At 45.7% G+C, this 25,799-nt stretch carries 29 protein-coding genes and 1 pseudogene; 13 read left to right on the top strand and 17 right to left on the bottom strand.

Going from position 1 to position 25,799, the window contains the following annotated elements; all coding sequences use genetic code 11:
- Positions 1-23: 23 nt before the first annotated feature.
- Positions 24-1,079 carry a 3-deoxy-7-phosphoheptulonate synthase AroG gene (aroG, locus tag D1Z90_RS13675; protein WP_119911338.1) on the bottom strand — a complete coding sequence of 352 codons (1,056 nt, stop codon included), beginning with the start codon at positions 1,077-1,079 and terminating at the stop codon, positions 24-26.
- Between the two features lie 153 nt (positions 1,080-1,232).
- Positions 1,233-1,718: a hypothetical protein gene (locus tag D1Z90_RS13670; RefSeq protein ID WP_119911337.1), complete on the bottom strand. Its 486-nt coding sequence runs from the start codon at positions 1,716-1,718 to the stop codon at positions 1,233-1,235.
- A gap of 48 nt (positions 1,719-1,766) precedes the next feature.
- Here D1Z90_RS13670 and D1Z90_RS21335 point away from each other — a divergent pair, with 48 nt between their 5' ends.
- The 4 genes from D1Z90_RS21335 to D1Z90_RS13655 all read left to right on the top strand — a co-directional run bounded on the left by D1Z90_RS21335 (position 1,767) and on the right by D1Z90_RS13655 (position 5,030).
- Positions 1,767-1,928 carry a hypothetical protein gene (locus D1Z90_RS21335; RefSeq protein ID WP_158587145.1) on the top strand — a complete coding sequence of 54 codons (162 nt, stop codon included), beginning with the start codon at positions 1,767-1,769 and terminating at the stop codon, positions 1,926-1,928.
- A 10-nt stretch (positions 1,929-1,938) separates the two neighbouring features.
- Positions 1,939-2,400: a methylglyoxal synthase gene (locus D1Z90_RS13665; RefSeq protein ID WP_119911336.1), complete on the top strand. Its 462-nt coding sequence runs from the start codon at positions 1,939-1,941 to the stop codon at positions 2,398-2,400.
- A 74-nt stretch (positions 2,401-2,474) separates the two neighbouring features.
- Positions 2,475-3,053: an HAD family hydrolase gene (locus D1Z90_RS13660; RefSeq protein WP_119911335.1), complete on the top strand. Its 579-nt coding sequence runs from the start codon at positions 2,475-2,477 to the stop codon at positions 3,051-3,053.
- Between the two features lie 87 nt (positions 3,054-3,140).
- Positions 3,141-5,030, top strand: a complete 1,890-nt coding sequence (locus D1Z90_RS13655; protein ID WP_119911334.1) for a hybrid-cluster NAD(P)-dependent oxidoreductase — start codon at positions 3,141-3,143, stop codon at positions 5,028-5,030.
- Between the two features lie 155 nt (positions 5,031-5,185).
- On the opposite strand, the gene D1Z90_RS13650 is transcribed toward D1Z90_RS13655, so the two are convergent.
- Entirely contained in the window at positions 5,186-5,779 is a 594-nt protein-coding gene (locus D1Z90_RS13650) for a superinfection exclusion B family protein (protein WP_119911333.1), read from the bottom strand.
- 566 nt (positions 5,780-6,345) lie between these two features.
- On the opposite strand from D1Z90_RS13650, the gene D1Z90_RS13640 reads away from it, so the two are divergent.
- On the top strand, positions 6,346-7,428 hold the full coding sequence (locus tag D1Z90_RS13640; protein WP_119911331.1) for a beta-N-acetylglucosaminidase domain-containing protein: 1,083 nt from the start codon (positions 6,346-6,348) through the stop codon (positions 7,426-7,428).
- Between the two features lie 130 nt (positions 7,429-7,558).
- On the top strand, positions 7,559-7,717 hold the full coding sequence (locus tag D1Z90_RS21330) for a hypothetical protein (protein WP_158587144.1): 159 nt from the start codon (positions 7,559-7,561) through the stop codon (positions 7,715-7,717).
- Positions 7,718-7,753: 36 nt separating this feature from the next.
- Here the strand turns inward: D1Z90_RS21330 and D1Z90_RS13635 are convergent, their stop codons facing one another.
- From D1Z90_RS13635 to D1Z90_RS13625, 3 genes are all read right to left on the bottom strand, one after another.
- On the bottom strand, positions 7,754-8,122 hold the full coding sequence (locus D1Z90_RS13635) for a DUF2799 domain-containing protein (protein WP_119911330.1): 369 nt from the start codon (positions 8,120-8,122) through the stop codon (positions 7,754-7,756).
- A gap of 123 nt (positions 8,123-8,245) precedes the next feature.
- On the bottom strand, positions 8,246-9,781 hold the full coding sequence (locus D1Z90_RS13630; protein ID WP_119911329.1) for a phospholipase D family protein: 1,536 nt from the start codon (positions 9,779-9,781) through the stop codon (positions 8,246-8,248).
- 1 nt (position 9,782) lies between these two features.
- Entirely contained in the window at positions 9,783-10,496 is a 714-nt protein-coding gene (locus tag D1Z90_RS13625; protein WP_147378770.1) for a substrate-binding periplasmic protein, read from the bottom strand.
- A 404-nt stretch (positions 10,497-10,900) separates the two neighbouring features.
- Between D1Z90_RS13625 and D1Z90_RS13620 the strand changes: the two genes are divergently transcribed.
- The gene (locus D1Z90_RS13620; protein WP_119911327.1) at positions 10,901-11,287 is read left to right on the top strand and encodes a DUF2799 domain-containing protein; all 387 of its coding nucleotides are present in this window, start codon (positions 10,901-10,903) and stop codon (positions 11,285-11,287) included.
- 14 nt (positions 11,288-11,301) lie between these two features.
- Here the strand turns inward: D1Z90_RS13620 and rluA are convergent, their stop codons facing one another.
- Positions 11,302-11,967, bottom strand: coding sequence for a bifunctional tRNA pseudouridine(32) synthase/23S rRNA pseudouridine(746) synthase RluA (gene rluA / locus D1Z90_RS13615; protein WP_119911394.1), 666 nt, complete (start codon positions 11,965-11,967; stop codon positions 11,302-11,304).
- Between the two features lie 112 nt (positions 11,968-12,079).
- On the opposite strand from rluA, the gene D1Z90_RS13610 reads away from it, so the two are divergent.
- Together D1Z90_RS13610 and D1Z90_RS13605 are read left to right on the top strand one after the other, a co-directional pair.
- Positions 12,080-12,580: a DUF3087 family protein gene (locus tag D1Z90_RS13610; RefSeq protein ID WP_119911326.1), complete on the top strand. Its 501-nt coding sequence runs from the start codon at positions 12,080-12,082 to the stop codon at positions 12,578-12,580.
- A gap of 8 nt (positions 12,581-12,588) precedes the next feature.
- Positions 12,589-13,233: a flagellar brake domain-containing protein gene (locus D1Z90_RS13605; RefSeq protein WP_119911325.1), complete on the top strand. Its 645-nt coding sequence runs from the start codon at positions 12,589-12,591 to the stop codon at positions 13,231-13,233.
- Between the two features lie 5 nt (positions 13,234-13,238).
- On the opposite strand, the gene D1Z90_RS13600 is transcribed toward D1Z90_RS13605, so the two are convergent.
- Positions 13,239-13,559 (bottom strand): hypothetical protein, encoded by a 321-nt coding sequence (locus tag D1Z90_RS13600; RefSeq protein ID WP_147378769.1) that lies wholly within the window; start codon positions 13,557-13,559, stop codon positions 13,239-13,241.
- An 87-nt stretch (positions 13,560-13,646) separates the two neighbouring features.
- Between D1Z90_RS13600 and D1Z90_RS13595 the strand changes: the two genes are divergently transcribed.
- A complete protein-coding gene (locus tag D1Z90_RS13595) occupies positions 13,647-13,832 on the top strand; it encodes a hypothetical protein (RefSeq protein ID WP_119911323.1) in 186 nt (61 codons plus the stop codon).
- 36 nt (positions 13,833-13,868) lie between these two features.
- On the opposite strand, the gene epmB is transcribed toward D1Z90_RS13595, so the two are convergent.
- Complete coding sequence (gene epmB / locus D1Z90_RS13590; protein WP_198419192.1) at positions 13,869-14,888, bottom strand: EF-P beta-lysylation protein EpmB; 1,020 nt, start codon at positions 14,886-14,888, stop codon at positions 13,869-13,871.
- A gap of 31 nt (positions 14,889-14,919) precedes the next feature.
- Between epmB and efp the strand changes: the two genes are divergently transcribed.
- Entirely contained in the window at positions 14,920-15,486 is a 567-nt protein-coding gene (gene efp / locus D1Z90_RS13585; protein WP_119911322.1) for an elongation factor P, read from the top strand.
- 90 nt (positions 15,487-15,576) lie between these two features.
- On the opposite strand, the pseudogene D1Z90_RS13580 reads toward efp, so the two are convergent.
- From D1Z90_RS13580 to frdA, 6 genes and pseudogenes are all read right to left on the bottom strand, one after another.
- Positions 15,577-17,103 (bottom strand): annotated as a pseudogene (locus tag D1Z90_RS13580) (methyl-accepting chemotaxis protein); the annotation flags it as partial.
- Positions 17,104-17,367: 264 nt separating this feature from the next.
- Complete coding sequence (locus D1Z90_RS13575; RefSeq protein WP_119911320.1) at positions 17,368-18,051, bottom strand: GAF domain-containing protein; 684 nt, start codon at positions 18,049-18,051, stop codon at positions 17,368-17,370.
- A gap of 262 nt (positions 18,052-18,313) precedes the next feature.
- Positions 18,314-18,691, bottom strand: coding sequence for a fumarate reductase subunit FrdD (frdD, locus tag D1Z90_RS13570; protein ID WP_119911319.1), 378 nt, complete (start codon positions 18,689-18,691; stop codon positions 18,314-18,316).
- An 8-nt stretch (positions 18,692-18,699) separates the two neighbouring features.
- A complete protein-coding gene (locus D1Z90_RS13565; RefSeq protein ID WP_119911318.1) occupies positions 18,700-19,092 on the bottom strand; it encodes a fumarate reductase subunit C in 393 nt (130 codons plus the stop codon).
- Positions 19,093-19,103: 11 nt separating this feature from the next.
- Positions 19,104-19,841 carry a succinate dehydrogenase/fumarate reductase iron-sulfur subunit gene (locus D1Z90_RS13560; protein WP_119911317.1) on the bottom strand — a complete coding sequence of 246 codons (738 nt, stop codon included), beginning with the start codon at positions 19,839-19,841 and terminating at the stop codon, positions 19,104-19,106.
- The gene (gene frdA / locus D1Z90_RS13555) at positions 19,834-21,624 is read right to left on the bottom strand and encodes a fumarate reductase (quinol) flavoprotein subunit (RefSeq protein WP_119911316.1); all 1,791 of its coding nucleotides are present in this window, start codon (positions 21,622-21,624) and stop codon (positions 19,834-19,836) included. The genes D1Z90_RS13560 and frdA overlap by 8 nt, the downstream gene beginning before the upstream one ends.
- A 353-nt stretch (positions 21,625-21,977) precedes the next feature.
- Here frdA and epmA point away from each other — a divergent pair, with 353 nt between their 5' ends.
- On the top strand, positions 21,978-22,940 hold the full coding sequence (gene epmA, locus D1Z90_RS13550; protein ID WP_119911392.1) for an elongation factor P--(R)-beta-lysine ligase: 963 nt from the start codon (positions 21,978-21,980) through the stop codon (positions 22,938-22,940).
- Between the two features lie 14 nt (positions 22,941-22,954).
- On the top strand, positions 22,955-23,170 hold the full coding sequence (locus D1Z90_RS13545; RefSeq protein WP_119911315.1) for a hypothetical protein: 216 nt from the start codon (positions 22,955-22,957) through the stop codon (positions 23,168-23,170).
- 71 nt (positions 23,171-23,241) lie between these two features.
- Here the strand turns inward: D1Z90_RS13545 and D1Z90_RS13540 are convergent, their stop codons facing one another.
- On the bottom strand, positions 23,242-25,164 hold the full coding sequence (locus D1Z90_RS13540) for a diguanylate cyclase domain-containing protein (protein ID WP_119911314.1): 1,923 nt from the start codon (positions 25,162-25,164) through the stop codon (positions 23,242-23,244).
- On the bottom strand, positions 25,164-25,685 hold the full coding sequence (locus D1Z90_RS13535) for a YfiR family protein (protein ID WP_119911313.1): 522 nt from the start codon (positions 25,683-25,685) through the stop codon (positions 25,164-25,166). The genes D1Z90_RS13540 and D1Z90_RS13535 overlap by 1 nt, the downstream gene beginning before the upstream one ends.
- Positions 25,686-25,799 lie beyond the last annotated feature (114 nt).

Genomic DNA, 25,799 nt, shown 5'->3' with positions numbered 1-25,799 from the left:
AGGCACAGCTGCTATCTACAAGGTTACGCTTTACGGCGATCTTGTACCGCTTGCGCCAGTTGGCGCAATACGGTTTCGGTGTCTTGCCAGCCAATACAAGCATCAGTGATGCTTTGGCCATAGGTTTTCGCTTCACCGTTTTCGAGATCTTGACGACCTTCAACTAAGTGACTCTCAATCATCACACCAAAGATAGCTTGTTGGCCACCTGCAATTTGACCCGCAACGTCAGTTGAAACTTCTAGTTGCTTTTTAAACTGCTTGCTTGAGTTAGCATGGCTAAAGTCAATCATGGCTTTTTGTGGCAAGTTAGCTTTTGCTAGGTCTTCACAAATCGCGTTCACATGAGTTGCGCTATAGTTTGGCTCTTTACCACCGCGAAGAATGATATGACAGTCAGGGTTACCGGCTGTAGATACAATCGCAGAGTGGCCAAATTTATTCACCGATAAGAAGTGATGCGGAGCGCTTGCTGAGCCAATGGCGTCAATTGCTACCTTGATGGTGCCATCGGTACCATTTTTAAAACCGACCGGACAAGATAGTCCCGAAGACAGTTCACGGTGAACTTGAGATTCAGTCGTACGTGCGCCAATTGCGCCCCAGCTCATTAAATCAGCCACGTATTGTGGTGAAATCATATCAAGGAATTCACTGGCTGTTGGCATGCCAAGGTCGTTGAGATCAAGCAATAACTTACGACCAATGCGCAGACCATCATTAATTTTGAAGCTGTCGTTAAGGTAAGGGTCGTTGATCAGGCCTTTCCAACCGACCGTTGTACGCGGTTTTTCAAAATACACACGCATTACCACTTCAAGGTCTTGCTTCAATTCTTCACGAAGCGCCAGCAGCTTTTTACCGTATTCTACGGCTGCTTCGGTATCGTGAATCGAACAAGGGCCAATAATGACTAATAAGCGGTCATCTTTTTCTGCCAAAATATCAGAGATGGCAGCGCGACTCGCTAATACTGTGTTAGTTGCTTTTTCTGTCGCAGGAAATTTTTCTAATACTGCGATAGGAGGTAATAGTTCTTTCGTTTCGCGAATGCGAACGTCATCGGTTTGGTACTGCATCTTGATTACTCTTGTTAATGTGCGTCTGTCCATATTGACGCATAGTGTCCTTTATAGGGCTAATAATGTATCAGCCTTATCCTAAGCTCGCAAACTCTGCTGATTAAATCGTCCATAATGAGTCAAATTTGACCCATATTCGGTGCTTTAACCTTAGATAACCTTAGGTAGTCTTGCTCTGAGGCGAGAAATGATGGTGGTTGCTCCCTGCCGGGCGGCGGTGATTTCCTCTTTACTAAGGGAGTGGCAATATTCTCCTAGCTCAGGAAAAACAGTGTGGATCATTTGATCTGGATACATGTTGACCACATCAATGGTCAATGAAGGTGGGACCGCGAAAAATACAAAATCTGCTTGGTTAATAAAGTGGGTTAACTTTTCAACTAAGCGCGTCGCCGTTAATGCTTCAATAAAAAACTCTTCGCTGTCGTCGGTATCATCCCATGCCCCTATGGTGAGCTGCGCCCGAAAAGGCAATTCTTGTGATACTTGCTCTTTCTCGATGTAAATCGCCTGTAATTGAGGGCGGTTGGCTTTTTGAGTGATGGCTAAACCCATCAATTTAAGGCCCGGTTGACTGATGAACTGTTGGCTGAGGTTTGCCAGACTGGTTGGCGCGAGTTGCTCACTGGTTAGCATATTATTTTAATTATTGTGAAGGTTGCGGATATCATGCGATAAAAGTGCATGAAAAGAATTGTTTTAGCACAAGTTTTTCTCGTGTTTGCAGGCAATTTATTGCGCTTTCATAAAGGGATTGGTGATATCAATCAGCTAGGCATAGTACGATTAAGTGATATGATAAAATCCACACCAGATGTGCCGGCACAGGGCGTGCTGAGCGAGTAAGGAGAAAGCATTGAAAACCACGACGAGAATCATGCCTGCCACCAAACGTATTGCCTTGGTAGCTCATGATAATAAAAAAGCGGATTTGTTGGCTTGGGCCAAAGATAAGTCGGATCAACTTAAATTCCATCATTTGTTTGCGACCGGTACAACCGGCACTTTATTGAGCAAACACATCGGCTTACCGGTTAAATGTTTATTATCCGGTCCTATGGGAGGCGACCAGCAGCTTGGAGCGCTAATTGCCGAAGGCGAAATAGACATGATGATTTTCTTTTGGGACCCATTGGATGCAGTGCCACACGACCCAGATGTAAAAGCGCTTTTACGCCTGGCGGCGGTTTGGAATATTCCTTCTGCGACCAATAAATCCAGCGCCAATTTTTTGATGAATGCAGAATTTATGAATCAAGAAGTTAACATTGAAATCCCGGACTATGCGGGTTACCTAGCAGAACGCACTCAAGCCTAAGCTTTATAAGATCCCAGCGTCATCAAGCTTTCATATAGCCATTTTAGCATGGTTGTATTTGCGGAGGCGGTACCATGGCGCTGGCAATCTTTGACCTCGATTTCCATTTACAACAGCCAATAGCGCAACAGTTATGGCGCGATTGTGTTCAACGCAGTTCAAGTCTTCCTCACGATTGGCAGTGGCAAGAAGTGACTCGCCTACAGGGTATTTCGTTTGCGAGTGTGACAAAGCTGAGTGCCACGTTTACCGAATCTTGGTTAACACAAAATACGCTTTATCGATTACAAAAGCTGCAGCAAGAGCACCTCGCTGTTGGTCATCGCACCATACTGATCTCGCAGTTTCACCACGGCTTCACGCAAGCGCTCGCACAATCCTTGCAAATGACGACCTTGTTAAGCCCGCAATTGGAAACCCTTAATGGTATATGTACAGGTCGCTTACTGGGCAAAGAGCCAAGCAGTAAAAAGCGCTTATTACAAAGTATATTATGGGATGAAGAGGTTGAGTTAAGCCATTCTTGGTGCTATTCAGGCTGCGATAGCACGTTGGAATTATTGCAACATGTAACCTATCCGGTCGTGTCTTGTTTAAACCCAACTTTAACCGCGCACGCTCAGCGTCATGGTTGGCTTCACCTGCAATACTGACTTTTAAAGCGGTGTCTTACTGGGTTTTGAACTGGATAAATGCGCAAAGCCAGAGTAGATTGGAGTTAAAAACAGTAGGAGCAAGCTGTGAGCCAAGGACAACTCAAACAAATAACCGTTTACCCTATTAAATCCACCGCAGGTATCCACACTAACCACAGTTATGTGGAATCGCTTGGGCTGAGTTTTGATCGACGCTTTATGCTGGTTAATCCCCGAGGGCAATTTATCACCGCTCGAACGGTACCCGAATTAACCCAAGTACACACTGCAATAGTTGATAACGGCTTACAGGTGAGGGCGCCGGGCATGCCCTCGCTGACTATAGATAAGCGTAATTTTGGTGACATGCAGTTGGACGTCACCGTGTGGTCTGATGACTTTAAAGCAGTCTGGTGCCATCGCGATTATGACACTTGGTTCAGTGAATTCTTAGGTCAAAAGTGCCGCTTAGTATTTATCGGAGATGAGCACGACAGTTTGCGTAATCAAGCCGATAATGACGGCGCGCTGAGTTTTGCGGACGGCTACCCTCTGTTGCTAATCTCTCAAGCCTCGCTCGATGATTTAAATCAGCGGGCGCAAAGCCCGGTAGTGATGGACCAATTTCGACCAAACTTGGTAGTTTCCGGTACACCTGCGTTTGCGGAAGACTCTTGGCGTAAAATTCGCATTGGCGAAGTAGAGTTCAGCGTAGAAAAGCCTTGTTCACGCTGTGTATTTACCACTCTAGACCCTCAAACTGCAACCAAAAGCCCTGATAATGAACCTTTACAAACATTACAGAAATACCGAAAAGGTGAAGATGGCAATGTTTACTTTGGGCAAAATCTTAAGCCGCTTAACCGCGGAAAAATTTCAGTGTTTGATAAGGTAGAGGTACTTGACGTTCGTCAACCTGAGCAATACGTCAATCATGCGCCAAAGCACTTAAGTGCCGCGCCATTGCATAACCAATGGCCTGCTGGAGAACTGAAAACCTTGCTGTGTGTTGCGGTAGAGCAAGAAAGTCATGACGTAAAGACGTTTCGCTTTATGGCCAAGCCCGAGCATAGATTTCATTATCAAGCGGGTCAATATATCAGCATCAGCCTCGAGATAGATGGTCACCCAGTAAAGCGTACTTATACTTTATCATCGACGCCTAGTCGGCCCGATCTCATCAGCATTACGGTAAAGCGAGTCCCAAAGGGAAAAGCATCTAACTGGCTACATGACACATTTCAAGCTGGAGATACGTTACAAGCTTTACCTCCCGCGGGGCAATTTCATTTAGGAAAAGCCGACCAGGCCCCTTTATTAATGATTTCTGCGGGCGTTGGGATCACGCCTATGCTATCGATGTTGCGCCAAATCAGCGACGGGCATCAAGCCAGAGACATTGTCTTTTTGCACAGTGCCAAACAACCACAGGATTTGTTATGCCAGTCTGAGCTCGATTTTATTGCTTCTTTGCAGCCGCAGATCCAATGGCAGTACTTTCTTACTCAAACTACGGCAAAAGAGGCTGAGTTATTGGGTTACCAGGCGGGACGCATTAGCCAAGGTGACTTAGCAAAAGTGGCTGACTTAACTACGAGACAGGTATTTGTCTGTGGACCAGCAGCTTTCATGGAACAAGTTAAACAAGATTTACTGGCATTAGGCTTACCCAAGGAGCAGTATTTTGATGAGAGCTTTGGCTTGTTTGAGTGTGAACAGAGCCCAGCAGTCGATTGCCAAATTTTATTTGATAGTTGGGATACCATGGTCAGCGGAAACAACCAGCAAACGGTATTAGAACAGGCTGAAAACGCTGGGCTGGCATTACCCTTCTCTTGTCGAGGTGGCATGTGCGGGGCGTGTAAAGTTCGTCTTGATAGTGGTGAAGTTAACACCTTGTCGGATTCGGCATTAACCCCACAAGAACAAGAGCAGGGGATCATACTGGCTTGTAGTTGTATCCCGCAAACGGATTTAGTGATTAGTCAGCACTAAGACAGCTATGGCGTTAAAGAGGAAGTATTTCGCCACTTTTTTGGCAAATTATCAGTGTGTTAGTCGATTGATGAATTCCCTTTGAATCATTAGCCAAAAAAGTGACACCTAGCGAGGGTTGTCACTTTTTTGAGTCAGGCGTGTTGCGCTTTATTTTAACCACGCAAACCAATGAAGTTTTGACGGGCATAATCTGGCCGTGCTGATTTCAACCGCTCTACGTCTTCCTCGGTCATTTTACCCACCGGCAGCCCCAGTAATTTGTGAGTTAATAGCGGTCTCGCTTCTAAGCTTATGGCTAATTTGACCAGTCGCTTTTCACCGCTGATTTCTTGTGTCGACATAGCCGGAACTAATACTCCCGCCTCTAATAGGTTGTTCACCGCTGGCTCGTTTAATGGCAGCGTGAGCATATTTTTACGCTGGATTATGTATTCACGCAATACCGCTTTTTCTTCAAAATCAAGGCGTTTAACCATCTCTACCATACGGCCTCGTTCTTGCTCTTGAGCCGATTTGTACGTCAGGGCGTGGTGACCTAACATCAGCAACTTAGCCAGAAAATAAGAGCTACTGATGATCACTACTAAGCTTAATACTGGGCGTGAAGTTTGCTGAATACCGCCGAGACTGAACATTTGTGCTAAGCCGTCAGGTAAAAAAAGTACCGTACTGCTAGCAACAAACACCCAAGCTAACACTAACGTAAATTGTGCACCAAAAGATAACTGAGAAAGAAATTGTTTCATCGTCTTTACCCCTTGCCATGACGGTTCGTATGGACGTTCCCGTCGACATTTTGTCCTTAAGCTATTTAAAAAGAGTCACGTGAAATATAAAGCAATAGGTGTGCCATATTTTATGTTATGGACAAATTTGAATGTAAAAAAAGGGGGCAAGGCCCCCAATGCTCGAATGGCACTACTGAGAATGGGTCACTCAGCAATGGTGGGAGTTATAACAATGAAATCAAATGTACATGACCGCTCCAGTGCTCGCCTGAAAAGTCACGTACCTGTACTAATCCAGAAAAGGGATCATGGTTGATGATCACACCTTCACTAAAATCCCTGCTTCGCCTGGGATATGAAACCAGTTTACCAACCCACATAAGCTAAATTCGCTAAGTTTTGTTTAAGCCTAGACAGGTTAACGATCCAAAATGACAGTTTATTGACAGAGGGCTGTGGCTGGCATTTTTCATACTTTTAGCTGCCTATTTCATAAGCCTATACGCAGCAACCTTGTCTTATAGTATGCTGCCTATTGAATGATTGCGTTTGGCAATGGCAAGCTATCAGCTGAGGATTAAGTAATGGCAACAGACTTCAATTTAGGCATCATCGAAGGTTTTTATGGTAAACCTTGGACGTGGCAAACCCGCAAAGATTATGCTGACTTCATGCTTCAACAGGGCTATGGCGCGTATATATATGGCCCTAAAAATGATGCCAAGCTTAGGGAGCAATGGCAGCAAAGTTGGAGTGAGGAACAGTTCTGTCAGTTGCAGCAGCTGAGCCAGGTCTATCGCAGTAAAGGCATTAAATTTGGTATTGCGCTCAGCCCTTATGAGGTTTATCAAGCGTGGAACGCAACAACCCGGCAAGCACTTACCGCTAAGCTTGCCGAGATAAATCAGTTACAACCAGATATTGTCTGCATCTTGTTTGATGACATGCGCGGTGATGTGCCTGATCTGGCTAAAAATCAAGCGGAAATAGCGGCGTTTATGAACGACCTTATTGCTGCGCCCGAAGTGATTTTATGCCCAACGTATTACTCTTACGACCCTGTTCTAGAAAAGATATTTGGGCAGCAGCCAAAGCACTATTTACAAGACCTGGGCGCAGCATTATTGCCTGAGATAGACGTCTTTTGGACGGGGCCGAGCGTGTGGTCTGTATCTTATCCCCCTGAGCATCTAGAGGAAGTGGCAGACAAATTACGACGCCAGCCCGTGATTTGGGATAATTACCCCGTCAATGACATGAAGAACTGGCACCTGATCTTTTTACACGCTTTTAAAGACAGGTTAGCGCAAATGCCAAGCCTAACTCGAGGGCATTTTGTTAACCCTATGAATCAAGCCCAGCTTTCAAAGATCCCACTGATGACGTTACCGCAATTATATCGAGAAGGGGCGAAATACAACCCGCAACAGGCGCTTATCAAGGCGATAAAGACATTGGCACCGGGTCAGTTAGGTCAGCATTTATTAGCAGATGCTGATGGTTTGGCAGAGCAAGGCTTCAATCAATTGTCAGAACCGCAAAAAGCAGCGATGCTCGAGCGTTACCAACAACAATTGCCCCTCGCTATGGCTCAAGAAATGGTGGATTGGCTAACGGGCAAGTATACCTTTGATAAAACCAAGGTGCAGCTGTGGGAGCAAGAGTAAAGTGCGGCGGATCTCGCTTCGCTTCTTTGCCATATTTCTGACATAAAATTGTGACCTTTTTTAGGTAACAATTCTGCTCTAGGCAAAGCATTTTAAGCAATGACAAAGCTAAGGCAGCGAGGAAAGAAAAATGGGCAAGTCATTTCACTATGAGGATGAATTGGACACAAATTATGAAGATGAGCTGGTTGACGGTGTATCGTACAAACAACAAAAAAAGCGCAGGGTAAAGCAACAAGAAACCCAACGAGATAAGCGCAGAACTAAGAGAGACGAAGGTTGGCAATAGAGAGGTTACGCAACCTCTCTATTAAGCCTAAACCGGTTAAAGGCTACCTACTTGAGAATGACGTCCACTGACCCAGTTTTCGTGGAACTGCCAGCCATTTTGTCTGTTTTCACAAACGCCGCTGTAGGGTTGGCCTGTTGCACCCAGTACCCAAGCGTTTGAGAGTACACAATAACTATCAAGGCCTTCTTGATAACCTTTTTGATATTGCTCCACGTCAAGGCTTGCTAAATCAATGTTATCACCCAGTTTGGTGAGGTCTTTTTGGGATTTCTCATTGAACCCTTGCTCACCGTCGTATTTGCCAAGTTCAAACCAATTACTCTCGGCAGCAAACATTTGTTGCTCGGTCGTTGCGCAAGCACTCAGGAAGATGCTGAAGATTAGAAGTGTTAGGTATTTCATGATGTGCTCCTTCAAAGAGTTCCAGATAATATGAGTATGACACAGTCGTGAATATAAGTGTGATATAGCTCATATTACACTTACGTATAAAGACCGTAACAAGCTCATAAAAGTTTCAAAAGATTACAACTGCTCTTCTATTGGTAGCATGCTCAAAAAACTGGCGACAAAGCGACGCCAAAACCCGGCGTCGGGTTCATTTTGATAATAGCGATTTTTTACTGCGTCGTACCAGACTAGTTGACCATCTTCTGCGAGCTTCACTTGGTAAGCGCTGCGGTCGAGAGATTGTGCTTTGTTAGCCAGTAAAGTCTGGGCAAGCATGGGGGACTCTACCACTATGCCCATTTCGGTATTTAGCCATACGCTGCGTGGGTCATAGTTCATCGAGCCGATGAAAATGGCATGACGATCCAGGATAAAGGTCTTAGCGTGCAAACTTGAGCGTGAGCTCCCTGACCACATGCCCGGTTTGTTATCAGGGTTTGCTTTCACTTCGTATAATTGAATGCCTGCCGCGAGCAGCTGTTTACGGTAGCCTTGGTAGCCTGAGTGTACAGCCACGACGTCCGTTGACGCGAGCGAGTTAGTTAAGATGATTATCTCTACTTGTTGCTCTTGCTTGAGTTTGATTAAGCGGTCGACACCGAACTGAGTCGGGACAAAATAAGGCGATATCAACACCATCTCTTGCCGGGCTTGCTCGCCCCAAGTCGCTAGCTGGGAGGCTAAATTATCTACTTGTTGTTCTTGGCTTTGCTGCAGCTTTTCAGGGTTATCGTAATACAATGAAGCGGGTGCCCAAACCCAAGGTATTTGCTTTTGTTTGATTTGCTGCAGCAAGGTGTTGTGTTTTAAACGGGTGAAGTATTCGCCCTCGAACATGGCTTGTGCTTCTTTGTCGACTTCCTGTTGTGAGTCTAAAAATGGCTCATTATCTGGTCTTGCAACCAAGGTTTCTACGGGAATGGCAAAATCGTTGTTCCAATACAAATCAAATTGCAACGCGGTTTCATGCACAACTGGGCCTATGGCAAGTAAGTCCAGGTCACCAAAGTCCACGGCTAAATCAGCCGAGAAGTACTCGTTCCCAATGTTCCGGCCACCTACCACGGTAAAGTGATTATCGACGATAAGCGACTTATTGTGCATGCGCCGGTTGGTTCGCTCAAAGGTACCGAGCATTTCCAGCCAACGACTATTACGGTGATAAAATGGATTAAATAGTCTGACCTCAATATTAGGGTGCGTGGCTAAGGCGGCAAGGGCTTTTTCGTGTGGCCCTGTGGTCATATCATCAAGTAATAGGCGTACCCTTACGCCTCTGTCTGCAGCCTTAAGTAAATACCACGATAGTAGCTTTCCTGTTTCGTCTAAGCGATAAATATAGTATTGCAAATCGATACTGTGTTGAGCTGCGGCAATCATGCTCAAGCGTGAAACAAAGGCTTCTTCACCATGACTTAAAGGGTATAAACCACTGTCACTGCCTTGACCCTGTGTGGCTTGGTCACTGTATTGCTTGAGTACTGCTGAGTCTTTAATTATGACATTGTGGCTGTAGCTTTCGGGTTTATCTACGGGTTCTATCTTGCTGCTGCAACCTGTCAGTAAGGTTAGGCTGAGCCATAATGCGGCGCAACTCAATGCCAGTTTCATCTTACTTACCCTTTGGCTGGCGGATAGCCACAGAGTCGGCTTGGGCTAAACTAAACATGCCATCTTTGAGGACCAGCGTTTGCTCAATATGTTGGCCCCACTTTTTTTTCATTTCTTGTAGCTGAGGGTGATTTTTATTTGCTTCAAAGGCGTGCTGCCAAGCTTGCAGAATTGACTCACAAGTAAACTTGGAAAATGCCAGATAACTGTAGGCTACGTTGACGTCAAAAACGCCATGTAAATTATTAAATTCAGGGAAGTAGCGCACCATATAGCTGTGCTCTACGTCACCGGTTAATACGATATCTAAGCGCTTTTCTTGCAGCATTTTATACGCTTGTTCAAGGTTGTTAACGGGATACAGATTGTCAAAGCCTTGCTCAAGTAACCATGATTCACGGTTGTCTGCGCGCAGAACACCAATATTTTCAACCTGCTTGTAATCATCCAATGTGTTAAAGCTATAGTCTTCTGGGTGTTTTGCTAAAAAGAACCAGCGTTTCGCCATGATGGGGCCAACCCAATGGAAATTTGGACTGCGGCTCGGGCTTTTTTCTGTACTGAATATCATGGTATTGGGTTGGGTTCTGCCCGCTTCAAGCACGCGAGCCCACGGTGCCAGTTTAATCGGCTCTGAGGCGGGAGTATCTTGCCTAAGCAGCTCTACGTATTCAGTGATGAGTCCGGTGATCTTGCCTTGATGCTCAAAGTTCATGGGTGGCTCATTAGACGTCAAGATGGTCAACTGTGTTTCTTCGGCGATGGCTACATTTGAAATGCCGGTGAGCAAGAGAACCCTGATAATAATGCTAAAAGCAGATGTAAGAGCGTTAATAAGGAAAACCTTCCATAGTCATTTTGGTGGATATATCAACAATAAATTATAACGAATGGCCTGGTGAGTCACCAGTAATGGAGAGGGATATTGAGATATTTTTACGGAATACTCTCTGCGACGGCAGCGCAGAGCAATGTAAATTGAAACACCAACACAGGTTCAATCGAGCCCGACATTTAAATGCGACTGCCGCAGCATTAGTGCATGGATGTGAAGTTTGGCTCTTGTATCCATAAGATCATTTGATTAGGCTGTTAAAAAGCAGTTATCAGGAGAAAGCCATGAAGCAAACAGCCGTTGTTATTTGCACATTTCTACTGGTACAAGGATGTAGCAGTTTACCCACCAATAATAATCTTGCAAAAGCGCAGCAGTGGTCTGAGTTAGGCCAGCGAGATGGCCGCTTAGGTAAGGTTCAAAAAACCTCAGAGCAGTTGGCAGAGCTTGCCGCTAAGCAACAAGTTGACGCGCCAGATTACAGCGTATATTCAGAGCAATACCAACAAGGTGTACAAAGTTACTGTCAGCAAGACGCGTTTCAGCTTGGACTTGAAGGCAAGTTCTACAATGACGTGTGCGCCGATCTACCCAATGGGGGCAGTTTCAAGTTACATTGGCAGCGAGGCTGGGAACGCTTTCTAAGCGTTGAGCTGCCCGATGTTAGATAAACAGACTTTCCGCTTTAGTTGAAGTTGTGCTCCACCTCAAAGATGACCCTTTCGCCGCTTTGTGGGTGGGTGATTTTGAGCCAGGTGGCGTGCAACATTAACCTCTCACTCATGCGTTCTGAGCCGTCTAGGTGATAGAACTTGTCACCTAAAATGGGATGACCTAAGGCCATCATGTGAACCCGTAATTGGTGAGAGCGGCCAGTGATAGGAGTTAACTTGACTAAACTGGTATTAGCCTGCGGATGTTCCCGCACCACTTGAAAGCGGGTTTGTGAAGGTTTGCCCGTTTCGTAACAAATTTTTTGTTTCGGCCGGTTTGGCCAATCACAGATTAACGGTAAATCAACGATGCCCGTCTTGACAGTTAATAGGCCAACCACTTTGGCGTAGTAGGATTTTTCTGTGGTGCGCTCACGAAACTGTTGTTGTAGATGGCGTTCCGCCTCTTTGTGCATCGCCATCACTAAAATCCCCGAGGTTGCCATGTCAAGGCGGTGCACTATTTGAGCGTCGGGGTAGACACTTTTTACCCTAAGCCAAACGCTGTCTTTGTGCTCAGGCGCACGGCCTGGCACCGACAATAATCCACTGGGTTTATTAATCACAATAATATCTTCATCTTGGTACAAGATATCTAGCCAAGGTGAAGTGGGTGGTTGGTATATAAAGTCAGACATAAGGCTCTCCACAATTGGCGCAAGCATACTCCTTCCTTACAATCTGCGCTAGATCCTTGTTGCCTATGGCTGTCGGCATTAAACTAAAGCAAAATCCCTCGAGACTTTTGTTATGACCCTGATTGAAATAGATAAGCCCCGTTATCGACAACGTTTAAACCGTATTATTTTTGCTTGCATTGCCATTTTAGTGGTGGTGTCTTTAGGGGCATCCAGCGTGATGATTCATTTTTGGGGTTCTGATTCAAATTTTATTTTGAATTTAGCCGGTGTGGTGTTGGCGGGTTTTGTTGTCCTGCAATTATTACGCAGCTTACGTAATCACCCATACATGCACGAGGTGATGTATGTGTGGGATTTAAAGCAGCAACTTAACCTTATCAATCGTAAGTACCGCCCTTTACTGGCGGCGGCAAAAAAAGGCGATGAGCGGGCGATGCAAGTTTTGCATTTTAGCTATGTTGGCTCAGAGCAATTGTGGCAACTTGATGACAACACCATCACAATCGATGAGCTTAAGGTGCAAATGCAAACCTTGCAGGCATTGGCAGATGAGCAGCAAGTTACCTTGGATAGCAGTGTATTTGATGTTGCTTGGTTAACCGACTACTAGGACTGAATATGAGCTTGCAGTACTTACAGAGTTTAACCCCAGGCATGATGCTACACGTAGAAGCGGTAACACCGGCGGGCATTCATGACAAAATGAAGTTACCTTTGATTGGTATGCTGGCCAATGAGTATTTATTGCTGGAATACCCCGAAGCCGCTAAGTGGGGGGATAAATTTGAAGTACTGAAAGAAGGCTATGATGTCGTGGTCAGGGTGCTGATTGAAGGTGAAGAAGGCGCTGTTATGGCGTTTAAAAGCACCATAATGCCAACGGTGAGCAGGCCGAGTAAAATGCTGGTACTGGCTTATCCACAACAAGTACAAAAGCAGCCACTAAGAGCAGAGCCTCGTTTGCCGACACGCTTGCCTGCCCGAGTACAGTGTGGCGATAACGTATTACAAGCGCAGCTTCTGGATCTTTCAGCCAGCGGTTGTCGGGTACAACTGGCTGACCCAATCAAGCAAGCCGAGTTCAAAGGCCAAAAGATTTCGATTTTGTTAGAAAGTGCGCAGCAGAACCCCTTACCCAAGTTGCTCGGGGTCGCCTGCAACCAAAAACAAGAAAATGGACGCTGGTCTTTAGGGGTGAAGCTTGATGCAAAAGCAGCGCCTAAGATTGAAAAGCTATTTCAGCAAATGCTGGTTAAGCTGTGATATTTTTAGGCTTTTAAGTTTGTTTTAAAAGCACCCAAGGTACTGAACATTAACTCGATTTTTTTTACTAGCGTGGCCAACCCTTGCTCGAACGACTTATCATCGCTGGCTTGCTGAACGGCTAAGAGATCTGCAGCCAACTCTTCAACGTATGGAAGAAAGAGGTTGGAGCGAGTAGTAAAAGGTGTACTATCGCCAAAAATGGCGCTGAATTTAGCCTTATCGTCTTTTCTTAAGGCTTCAATAGAGTGATCGGCATCGACAGATTGACGATAAACCAGCTGGATATTCTCTTTCAATCTGAGTAAAATTTGTTCGTGTGTCATAATGATTCGCCAAGTAAGTAATGGCAACATTATAAGCGGAACAATGACGATAATTCCAACCAGCTTTTACCTAGCACAGGAGGGAGAATGGAAGTATCAGGCAGCACTGGCCAGCAAGCATGGGCCGCGGCTATGGGGAAAAAAGAGCAGGCCTTACAAGGCCAACAAACGTTGCAGCTGATTCAATCAGCCACTCAGCAACCTATGGCTCAAACGCCCCCTAAAGTCGACCCAGCTAGCCCTGTAGGTCAAAACATCAATATTACCGTGTAACATCAAAGCCCAGTCAATGACTGGGCTTTTTTATGTCTATGAGAATATGTCCTGAGGCGTCTTACTGCCTTCCCCGGCCACTTCTCTGACCAATTTAGGCACTAAAAAGCCGGGCAACTCTAATAACATCTGTTGTATTAATTCTTGTGCTAAGTGCGTGGGCGTGTCGAAATGCGCGGCGCCACTGACTTTATCCAACAAATGTAGGTAATACGGCATGACGCCTGCGTCAAATAAAGTTTCACTGAGCGCTACCATACTGGCTAAGTTGTCGTTAATGCCCTTCAGCAAGACGGCCTGGTTTAGTAGGTGAATACCCGCACTGCGAGCCGGTTGCAGTTTTTTTCTCAGTACATCATCTATTTCATTGCTGTGATTGATATGCAGCACCATCACAACGTTAAATCGGCTTTGCTGCAAACGTGCGATTAACTCAGGCGTTAGGCGAGACGGGATCACGACCGGCAAACGGGTATGAATACGTAAGCGCGTCAGGTGATTAATGCCTTCTAGCTGTGAAAGTAGCCAAGCTAAATGCTCGTCTTTGGCCATTAATGGATCGCCGCCACTTAAGATCACTTCGTTTATTTCTGGTCTTGCGGCGATGTAATCCACGGCTTGTTGCCAATCTCGCTTGCTTACGCTGTTCTCTTGGTAAGGAAAGTGACGTCGAAAACAGTATCGGCAATTTACCGCGCAAGCGGTTTTTAGCATTAACAGCACTCGGCTTTTGTACTTATGCAATAAACCGGGGGCGGCGGTGTCGTGCTCTTCCAGAGGGTCTTGTACATACCCGGGTTGCTGCACATGCTCAGCTTGTAATGGCAAGACTTGCAATAATAAAGGATCGTGACGGTCACCAGAGCGCATTCGCGCGACAAAGGGCAATGGCACTAAAGTAGGGAAGTCTTGCTTTGCAATATAGTCGTTCCCTAAGTCTTCGGCTGATAAGCCGACGGCTTGCAGCAACTGCGTAGGGCTTTTGATCGCATTTGCCAGTTCTTTTTGCCAATGCCCCTGCACAGAAGGCGCGTTTCGGGTTATTATTTGTGGCATTAGCATTAACTCGATTCTCTAAGAGGAAAAAATGGCGACATATAGTACCAGTGATTTTCGCGGTGGCCTAAAAATTATGCTTGATAATGAGCCTTGCGCCATTATTGAAAATGAATTTGTTAAGCCAGGCAAGGGCCAAGCATTTAACCGTGTTAAAATTCGTCGGTTATTATCAGGCAAAGTGCTTGAGAAAACGTTTAAGTCAGGTGAAAGCGTTGAAGCTGCTGACGTAATGGATATTGACCTAGCTTACCTATACAACGATGGTGAGTTTTGGCATTTCATGAACAATGACACGTTTGAGCAAATTGCTGCGGATGAAAAAGCCATTGGCGAGCAAGCTAAATGGTTGGTGGAGCAAGACGTTTGCACCATCACGACGTGGAACGACAACCCGATTGCTGTTACGCCACCTAACTTTGTAGAGTTGGAAGTGATTGAAACCGATCCTGGCCTAAAAGGTGACACGGCGGGAACAGGTGGTAAACCTGCTACGTTGAGCACGGGCGCTGTAGTCCGTGTGCCGCTGTTTATCCAAATTGGTGAAGTGATTAAAGTTGATACGCGCTCTGCAGAATACGTTGGCCGAGTCAAATAATAATGTGTTTTTAGGCAAAGCAGTTGCCTAAAAAGAATAAAACGCCTCATCCATGATGAGGCGTTTTTTTTGCCTAAGTCTCGTAGTTGGTTAACAACTCGAGCGGATTTTTTGCACCGCAGTGGTAAGGGTGCTGACAAACTGGCTTAATTGTTCGGTATGCTGGTTAAGGTGTTGCACCTGAGTGTCGTTTTGAGTGGCGCCATGACTGATACTTTCAATCGACTCACTGATTTCATTTGAGACTGCGGCTTGTTCTTCTACCGCAGCGGCAACCTGAGTATTCATATCACTTACCAGCGCCATGGATTCGGTGATTTTGGCAATTTCCTGGTCCGCTTCGTTAGCGCTGAGCACTGCTGAGTTGGCTAAGGTGAGAGTTGCCTCAATCGACTCAGAGGTATGATTTACTTGGCTAATTAAAGACGACAGTAGCGCTTGAATATTGCTAGTCGACTGTTTTGAGCGGGTCGCTAAAGTCCTTACTTCGTCAGCAACCACAGCAAAGCCGCGACCCGCTTCACCGGCTCGCGCAGCTTCAATTGCGGCGTTGAGCGCCAATAAGTTGGTTTGCTCCGAAATGCCTTGAATGCTGTCTAATATGTCGTTTACGCTTTTGGTTTCTTCAACCAAGCCGGCCATATTCTTGGTCATACTGTTGGCTTGCGTGGTGATATCAAGCAGCAGTTGTGATGTATGTTTCACCTTATCACTGCCGGCTTGAGCTTGTTGCTGCGTTTGCAACATTTGGTCTGCCGCAGAGGTAGCGCTGCGGGTGATTTCGGCAATGGAGTTAGACATCTGATTAACCGCGGTTGCTGACATTTGCACTTGTTCCGTAGTCCCTGCCACGGAGTCGTGGATCACTTGTTTGATGTCATTCAGAGACGCTGAACTATTGGCAACTTGGTTGGAGACATCACTGATGGCTTGAGTACTGGCAGACAAGGTATTGTTAACTACAGCCATCGAATAGGCGATGCCTGTCAGCCCTTTGGTATCTATTTCAGGTGAAAACTGACCTTGGGCGATCTGTTGGGCTTTATGTTCTATTTCTTCAGGTTCCCCTCCGACTTGCCGTAACAGCTGTTTAGCCACCACAATTAACACTAGGCTGACTAGGGTGATAAGAATGAGCACCTCTATCAGCATGCCGGTAAACGCTTGGTATAAGGTCTCGTTGATATCGTCAACGTAAATACCTGTGCCGACTATCCAGTCCCACTCTGGCAGTAATTGTACATAAGATATTTTTTTAAAGCTGCCATCTTGTCCAGGTTTAGCCCAGAAGTAATCGACAAAGCCACCGCCTTGGTTACGGGCAATATTTGCCATGGCCACAAACAAATTAAGGCCGTTTTGATCTTTGACTTGAGCAAGGTTTTTACCATTTAATGCCGGTTTTAAGGGGTGAGCAACCATCTCTGGCGAGGTATCCTGAAGCCAAAAATAGCCGCTTTGATCAGCTTCGTAGCGGGTGTCATTGATAAACTGGATAAATTGCTGCTGCGCTTGCGTTTCAGTTATTTCACCTTGCTTTACCTTAGCGGTCAACTGTTGGTAGTGATGCTGAGCTAAATCGATAAAGCTACGAGTATAAGCGCGCTTTTCATGCAAAATTGACTGGTAATGGCTCCAACCACTGGTAGCCGCGAGCGTTAACAGGGCAATGACGACCATGACTAAGATGGCAAGGATTTTTTGTTTTAAAGTAAGCTGCATTTCTTTCTCATGCTTTTGTCAGTCTTAATGCCAGCATAAAATGTTGCGTAAGAAAAAAGTGTGATGCAACCAATACACTTAATGTCAGTTTTATTACTAGGTAGAAATATTTGAAGTGTATCGGCATCTAACCATGTGAGTTGGCTAGATGCGGTGAGATTACGACGCCTTTTGAAGTTTACTTTTGAGGATACGAATTTCGTCCACCTGCCAATCAACGAGATCTTCTAGCTGGTGTTGGTAATCTTTTAACTGGGTCAACTCAATATGTTGATACAAACACGTTGCAGCTTGCTCTGCCACAAACTGGAAGAATGGCACCTGGCAGGTTTGATAGTGTTTATGCTCATCATAACTTTGAACGGCGATGGCGCCCCATACTTGGCTATGGTGAATTAATGGCATGCCTAACCAACTAGTACAATCTGTGCCGCGACTGCTCAGCACCTGAGCTTGTTTCAAGCGATCTATCTTTGCTTTGTCAGCCAATAGGGGCTGTTTGCGCTGTAAAATATAGCCCAATAGTGAGTTACTTAAAAATTCCTGTGCATCTACCGGTGTGGCAAGATCAAAATGCTGGTCGTGCTGGTCGACAAAATAAGGCACTGATACTTGCGATTTGTCGGCATTGTAAATAGCGACAAAAAAGTTTTCAGCGTGCATACACTGATTAACAATTTTATGCAGTTGTAATAAATAATGATTGAGAGGCAAACTTTTCTGTTGCAGCGAAGAAATTTGTAACATGGCTTGCATATAATTCGCTTGTGATTGAGCATCACGATCAGCGTTCGCCTGCGGGTTCAGGTCTAAATATGGCGATACTACATTGCTATATTTCATAATTATACCACTTCTGCTTGGCGCTTAATTTAAGCATACACTGTGTCAGCTATATTGCTTATCTTAATGACTCACTATAGTGAAATTTACTGGCTTAATGTGAGCGCTGGCTCACAGAGCAAAAAGCCTAACCAGCGTGTTAGCCTGTGGCAATAGCTCGTGATCAGAAAGGTAGGGGCTGCAGTTATGGTATTTGAATGTAGTCGGTAAGGAGGCATCAGCCTAAACCTTGCGTATTAAGAAGGTTTAGGCTGAGGTGGGATTAAAACATCTGTAACAGCAAGGTAAAGACAAATACGCTGACGGCAAACGCAAAGCCGTAGCTGACAACCTGCTGTATATCACGTCCGCGATGAATACCTATGTCATGTAAGCCGTGATAGATGCGGTGTAAGGTATGCCACAACGGTAAAGCTATCAGGACAAATAATACTGCCGCGCCGTACCAAGTGGTTGCAAAGTCATGAATGCGCTCATAGCTCAATGCTTCTGGACTCATTAGGCCTAGCGGCACCAAGATACCGGTGACTAAAACCATCACTGGGGTGAGAAATGCGGTTAACATGCCACCGGCACCAAACAAACCCCAAAAAATGGGTTCATGAGAGCGCTTGGGTTCAGTATGTTGGGAATGACTCATGGCTCCTCCTAATATGCAGCGACAATGATTAAAGCAACAATGGTGGTGATGGCTAGCGCAACATAATGGCCTATCACTATGGGTTTATCTTCGAGCTTTTTGCCTTTTATCCATAAATCGGCCGCTTTAGGGGCAAGCGAAAACCAGGTAATGGTATGGTACAAAGCCAGCACCAAGACCGCTAAATGCAATAAGATGGATAAAGGGTGGGTGAGACAGTCTAGCCATGCTTGCCATGCCTCTGGGCCTTGGCTTAAGCGAAACACCCCCCAAGCTAAAATCAAGCTGTAAAGAGTAATTAGGATACTGCTGCCTTCACGTATCATGTATTTGGTATAAAACGCGTGTTTGAGCCACCAGTCTGTGGGTAGTTCACGCTCGTACGGCTTACGCTTACTCATCGCTGTGCTCCTTAATCTGGTTTAAACATGGCGATTAAATAATCTTTGGCGCTTTCAACTTTGAACAGTTGAATCGCGGCTGCAGGGTCTACTCCTTTCGGGCAGACTTTGGAGCAATAACCCACAAAGGTACAACCCCATACACCTTCTTCGGCGTTAACAATTTTCATCCGTTCTGCGCCACCCGCGTCTCGAGAGTCACGATTATACCGGGCTAATAATGACAAGGCCGCGGGGCCGGTAAACTCTTTGTTTAATGCGTATTGCGGACATGCCGCATAGCAAAGGCCACAATTAATACACATTGAAAATTGTTTGTACTTGGCCATTTGCTCCGGAGTTTGTATGTATTCGCCGTCATCGATCGACTTTTCTTGTGCCGGAATAATATAAGGCTTGATGCTTTCTAATTTCTCAATGAAGTCATCCATCACCACCACGAGATCGCGCTCGATAGGGAAGTTAGCCAAAGGCTCTAGGGTGATTTTATTGGGGAAATAGTCGCGTAAAAAGACCTTACAGCCTAATTTAGGCTCGCCATTTACCATCATGCCGCAACTGCCGCATATTGCCATGCGGCAAGACCAACGAAAGCTGACCGTGCTGTCGAGTTCATCCTTGATGTATTGTAAGGCTTCTAAGATCGACATCTCATCATCAAACGGTATTTGATACGTTTGTAGATGAGGTGCGTCGTCTTCTTCTGGCCGGTATCGAAGAATGTCGATATCAATTAGGGTCTCAGCCATGTTTTACCTCCGCATCATCGGTTTTTGCTTCTGCCGCCGCGCCATAGACGCGTTCGGCAGGCTGGCTTGTAGTAATAACTACTTCAGAGTAGTCAATTTGAGGAGCGTTGCCCGCTTGATAGAAAGCCAATGAATGTTTTAAGTAGTTTTCATCGTCGCGCTTTTCAAAGCCGTCAATGCGCTGGTGAGAGCCGCGAGACTCTTTTCTTAAGATTGCACTGTGAGCCATAGCTTCAGCTGTATCAAGCAAGTAGCCCAGTTCGATGGCGTATAAAAACTCGGTATTAAAGACGCTGGATTTGTCTTTAATGGCAATATTTTGATAGCGCTGTTTTAACTCGGCGAGCTTGTCTATGGTTTGTTGCATAGAGGCTTCGGTGCGATAAATCCCGACACCTTGCTCCATGGTATCGCCCATTTCTTTGCGGATCGCCGACATGCTTTCCGTGCCTTCGCTGTGAAGTAAGGCATGAGTGCGGTCCATCACTTCTTGGGCCGCTTGGCGCACTTTTGCTACCGCAACATGTTTCGTATCAATGGCAAATTGAGCCGCTTGTTGGCCTGCTGTTTCGCCAAATACTACAAGCTCAGTGAGCGAGTTCGAACCTAATCGATTAGCACCATGCAAGCCATTTGAAGCACATTCACCCACTGCGTATAAGCCGGGTAAACGGGTTGCTGTGTTGGCGTCAGTTTCAATACCGCCCATGGTGTAATGCACAGTAGGCCTTACTGGAATGGGCTCATTAACTGGGTCAACGCCAACGTAGGCTTTTGATAGCTCACGAATAAAAGGTAAGCGCTCATTAATTTTTTCTTCCCCGAGGTGGCGTAAATCAAGGTGAACCACGTCGCCCCGTTTGGTCTCTATGGTGTTGCCTTTTTGCTGCTCTTGCCAAAAACATTGGCTTAAACGGTCTCGAGGTCCGAGTTCCATGTATTTGTTTTTGGTTTGTCCTACTGGCACTTCTGGGCCTAAACCGTAGTCTTGCAAATAGCGGTAGCCATCTTTGTTAACAAGTATGCCACCTTCACCGCGACAGCCTTCGGTCATTAAAATGCCGCAGCCGGGTAAACCTGTGGGGTGGTATTGTACAAATTCCATATCTCGCAGTGGCACACCGTGACGATAACACATACTCATGCCGTCTCCGGTCACTATGCCGCCATTGGTATTGTAGCTATAAACACGGCCAGCACCGCCGGTCGCCATTATCACGGTTTTTGCTTGAATGACCTTGGTAGTACCTTCTGCAATATCGAGTAATACCGCGCCTTGTACTTTGCCGTCAAAGCTTAATAAATCGAGACAGAAGTGTTCGTCAAAGCGACGAATGCTAGGGTATTTAATCGACGTTTGAAATAAAGTATGCAGCATGTGAAAGCCAGACTTATCAGCGGCAAACCAGGTGCGTTCGATTTTCATGCCGCCAAATGCGCGAACATTAATCTTGCCGTCTTCTTTGCGGCTCCAAGGACAACCCCAATGCTCTAGCTGGGTGAGTTGACGGGTGGCATTTTCAACGAAGTACTGCACCGTGTTCTGGTCGCAAAGCCAATCGCCCCCGGAAACAGTGTCATTAAAGTGGTTTTCAAGAGAATCATGATCTTGCACTACACCTGCTGCGCCACCTTCGGCCGCAACCGTATGGCTTCGCATGGGGTAGACTTTTGAGATCAACGCGACTTCCAAGTCTGGGTGCGATTCAGCGACCGCGATGGCTGCACGTAATCCGCCGCCTCCTGCTCCTATGATTGCGACGTCGGTTTTTATGATTTCCACATCTGCCTCCTAAGGGGTATTTTTTATATCCTAATCATCCTCTGATGGGGGAATTACCGCTTGATCAGGGTCAAATATCTGTTCTGAAATTTGCAGTTTTTTAACCTTAGCTAACGCCAACTTAAGTTCGTTGCGACGTTAGTTAAGTTTTTAACTTAGTTGAAAAAATAGCTTTCGAAAGCCAGATGATAAAAAACCCTAGTTTAATTGTGACAAACGCCGCTTTTGATGACCTAAATGACCATATTTTACAGTCCGCCATGCAGCTTTCTGGTGGCCTTAAAACACGACGCGCTAGACATTTAAACCCGAGTCAGTACACTCTGCCTTCTTTGAGTCTTATGGGGCTTTTCATGTCTTTTTTACCTCATGCCAGCATTGAAAACTTGCGACGCCGAGCGCAGATAGTGCAATCTATTCGGCAGTTCTTTGCGACTAGAAATGTAATGGAAGTTGATACCCCAGCGATGAGTCAAGCCAGTATCACTGATTATCATTTGGTGCCGTTTCAAACCGAGTTTGTTGGGCCTGGTGCATCACAAGGCCAAACGTTGTTTTTACAAACGTCGCCAGAATTTCATATGAAGCGTTTATTGGCTGCGGGCAGTGGCGCTATTTATCAGATGGCGAAAGCTTTTCGAAATGAAGAGTCAGGGCGTTACCATAATCCAGAATTTACCATGCTAGAGTGGTATCAGCCCGGTTACGATCATTTTGCTTTGATGGCTGAGTTGGCTGAGCTGGTGCAATTGCTGCTTAACTGCGACCAGCCTTTACAGATAAGTTATCAGCAAGCTTTTGTGCAACACCTAGGGTTTGATCCTCTTACCATTAGTTTGTCAGAGTTGATTGAACAAGCTTGCCATTACGGTTTTGCAGATATCGCTAAAGATGCTGACAAAGACACCTTACTGCAGCTGCTTTTTTGCACCGAGATAGAACCTAAAATTGGCCAGCAAGCGCCCTGTTTTGTATACGATTTTCCCGCATCTCAGGCGGCATTGGCTAATATTAGCCCGACAGATAACCGGGTGGCCGAGAGGTTTGAGTTGTATTTCAAAGGCATTGAACTGGCAAATGGTTTTCACGAGCTGACCGATGCCCAAGAGCAGTTAGCAAGGTTTCAACAAGACAATGCGCAACGGGCGGCTGCCGGCAAGCCTGTGATGCCAATAGATCGTCACTTAATCGCCGCATTACAACAAGGTTTACCTCAATGTGCAGGAGTGGCTGTTGGCGTTGATCGATTAGTCATGTTAGCGTTGCAAGTGGACAGCATAGAACAAGTGCTGAGCTTTGCCGTTACGCGGGCATAATAAGGAATAGCAGTATGAGAATGAGAAAAGTCACTGATTCAAGCTGGAGCCAAGTTGCAAGGATTGCATACTGGTTAGCTGTGATGGCCATAATAGGCGTTGTGCAAAAGTGGATTGATAGCCCAGATTACGGCTGGTTAGGCATCGCCGCAGTGGCCGTAGTTGCGCTGCCGCTCTACATTTTTTTAACGCGTCAGCCCGGCAGTAATGAAATAGATTACAGCCAATGACTGCTAAGCAAACTTTGAGCGTTTGACCACAAATGGCCTTGCTGAACGTGCGATGAGCAAGGCCGTTTTAGTTAGCGAATAATCACCTGATTCTTACCCGCTTGTTTGGCCTGATACATGGCTTCATCGGCCAGTTTTAACTGCTCTGAAATATCCATATTGATATTATGATGGTCAATATAAACCATGCCAATACTGGCCGATACTGCAAAATCAATTTCACCATAATGATAGGTCTTGGTCAGAACTGTCAGCAATTTGTCTGCGAAGATTTGTAAGTCATTAATGCTCTGTGTGTTTTCTAGAACTAAAACGAACTCATCACCGGCTAGACGCGCGGCCAAATCAGATTGGCGGATATTTTGTTGCAAGCGCTTAGAGACCTGTTGCAGTAATGAGTCACCTGCATCATGGCCATAAGTGTCGTTGATCAGTTTAAAGCCGTCGAGATCCAAGAAGGCGATGCAATACTGATATTGATCGTGTTGGTGGCTATTTTGTGTTTGTTGCAATCGCTGCATCAAATGAGCGCGGTTTGGTAGGCCAGTAAGCTGATCATGCAGCGCCATTTTTTCCAATCGCTCCATTTCTACCGAGTCGCGCAGATCAACCAGCTGTAAAATACTGTATTCCTTTTCGGCTTTTTTACTGAATATGGCGGTATAGTGCAGCTCAAATGGAATTTTTTCATGGTTGAGCGTCAATACTTGCGAGCCTTGCCAAGTGTTGTTACTGGCCAAGATCTGCTGCAACTTAGCTTGCTCTTCAGGTTGGTTAAACAAGTCGTTGATGTGGCAATGCCTCAACGTTTTTTGCTGGCATAAGCTGGCCATCGCTGGGTTGCTCATTTGAATCAGTTGTTGGTTGTCTAGAATCAATACCGCGTTACGGTTAGCTTGAAACATTTTCGCCGCCAATTGGGTTTGACGCGCTGCTTTGATCTCCATCGTAATGTCTTCTAAGGCCAGCAATAATTGGCTCGCTTTACCGATTAAGCTCAACCTGGTAGCAGTGAAGCGCACGCGTTTGACTTTGCCTGCTACATAAATAGAGAATTGCTCGGTTACGGTGGCTTTCTCGCCATTGAATACTTGCTCTAAGGCCTTTTGATGCGGCTTGAGGGTGGGCAGGATATCCGGCAAGAACAAGTCTAACATGTCGTCGTCTTGCTCATTTAAGAGCTGGTAAAAGGCCTGGTTGAGCATTTTTATGCATAGGCTGCGGTCTACCACGACCAAGCTGTTCTGCACCGTTTCGATGATGGTTTCGGCGAAGTTTTTCCGTTTTTCAAGTTGTTTAACCGTTTCGGCTTGCTGGCTTTCACGGTTGCGCACTTCGTTGAGTAAGTGCTCAAAGTTATGCTTCAATGTTTGCTTTTGGTCAGCTTGGATATGCGGCGCCTGAAAACCTATCTCATCAATCATTTGTTGCAGGGTAAGGTTAAGTTCAATCAAGTTTTGTTGCTGCTGTCGGCGCTGTCTGGCCAGTGAAAAGCCTACCAGCACGCTAAAAGCAAAGCTTAAGAACAAAGCAAGGTAAAAGCCTTGTTTGGCTTGTTGCCAGCTGTTGTCAAATACCAGTTTGATGTATAAGCGACCGTAATGCTGTTGTTGGTTGCTGATGTCAGCAGACAGCCAATGAAAACTATTAAACCAAGGGCTTGGCGGAGTTTGAAAGGCTTCGTTGATGTTCATTTGTCGCGGTGAAGCGGCCATGATACTTTTGTCAGCCTTCACAATGGCTATTTGTTCAATATTGGCGTCCTGGGCCAATTCTTCTACTGTCGTATTCGCCAGTTGGCGATCCGCAAACGCCAAGCTTGGGGCCAAAAACTTAGCGTATTGGCTAATTTGTATTTGGTAGTTTTGTAACAAAGCGGATTGCTGCTGATAGAGTTGGTAACTGCTAATAAACAACCCGAGTGTAGCCATAAAAATGAATAAAAGAAGGGCGATAAAACTGCGGCCATGTTGGCCTTTAATCGATGCGTTCATTAGTGCTTTATTTCTGCAACTTGTAAGAGTAACGCGCTGGCTTGCAAATTGTTTTGCTGCAGCAACGCTTGATTGATAATAGTGACGAGTTTGTTTTGTTGTTGGCTGATTTCTATCATGCCCACTTGACTAAAGCCTGGTGCATCACTGACGGTTAGAATCGCGCGACCAGTGCGGCCAGCTCGAGGCTTTTGCTGGTTAGCAAAGTAGATAAGGTGACAGTTTTTATCGGCCACTTGATTAAATAGCTGTAAATATTGAATAGGGTGGCCGTTAAACATAGGTTTATTTTTTTGCAGCTGTTTGACTAAAGCGTCGCTCACGTCGTTACTGCCGACGCTGCAAATGGTAAAAGGTTTAATGCGAGAAGCATTAGGCCAACGTACATATTGGCTGTACTGCACAATGAAGCCAGCCTTTGCTTCAGCAACCTGATTCGGCGCAGCGTGAGCCACAGAGAGGCTACCCCAGAAAGTGACTAGGATTGAGAATAAGAGGCATTTTTGAATAAAAAAGGGCATGGTGTTCGCTTCTCAATTTTGCAGCCTAATAGTGTAAATTTTGGCGGTATATTAAGCAATCAGCAAACCCTTTACCTTGTCGATACCTCGATCTGCTTCATATTTTTAACGATT

The sequence above is a fragment of the Motilimonas pumila genome (genome assembly GCF_003596335.1).
Classification (GTDB): Bacteria; Pseudomonadota; Gammaproteobacteria; order Enterobacterales; family CBDFNC01; genus Motilimonas; species Motilimonas pumila.
Note: the sequence above shows the minus strand (reverse complement) of the source record. Positions and strands in the feature narration are given on the sequence as shown.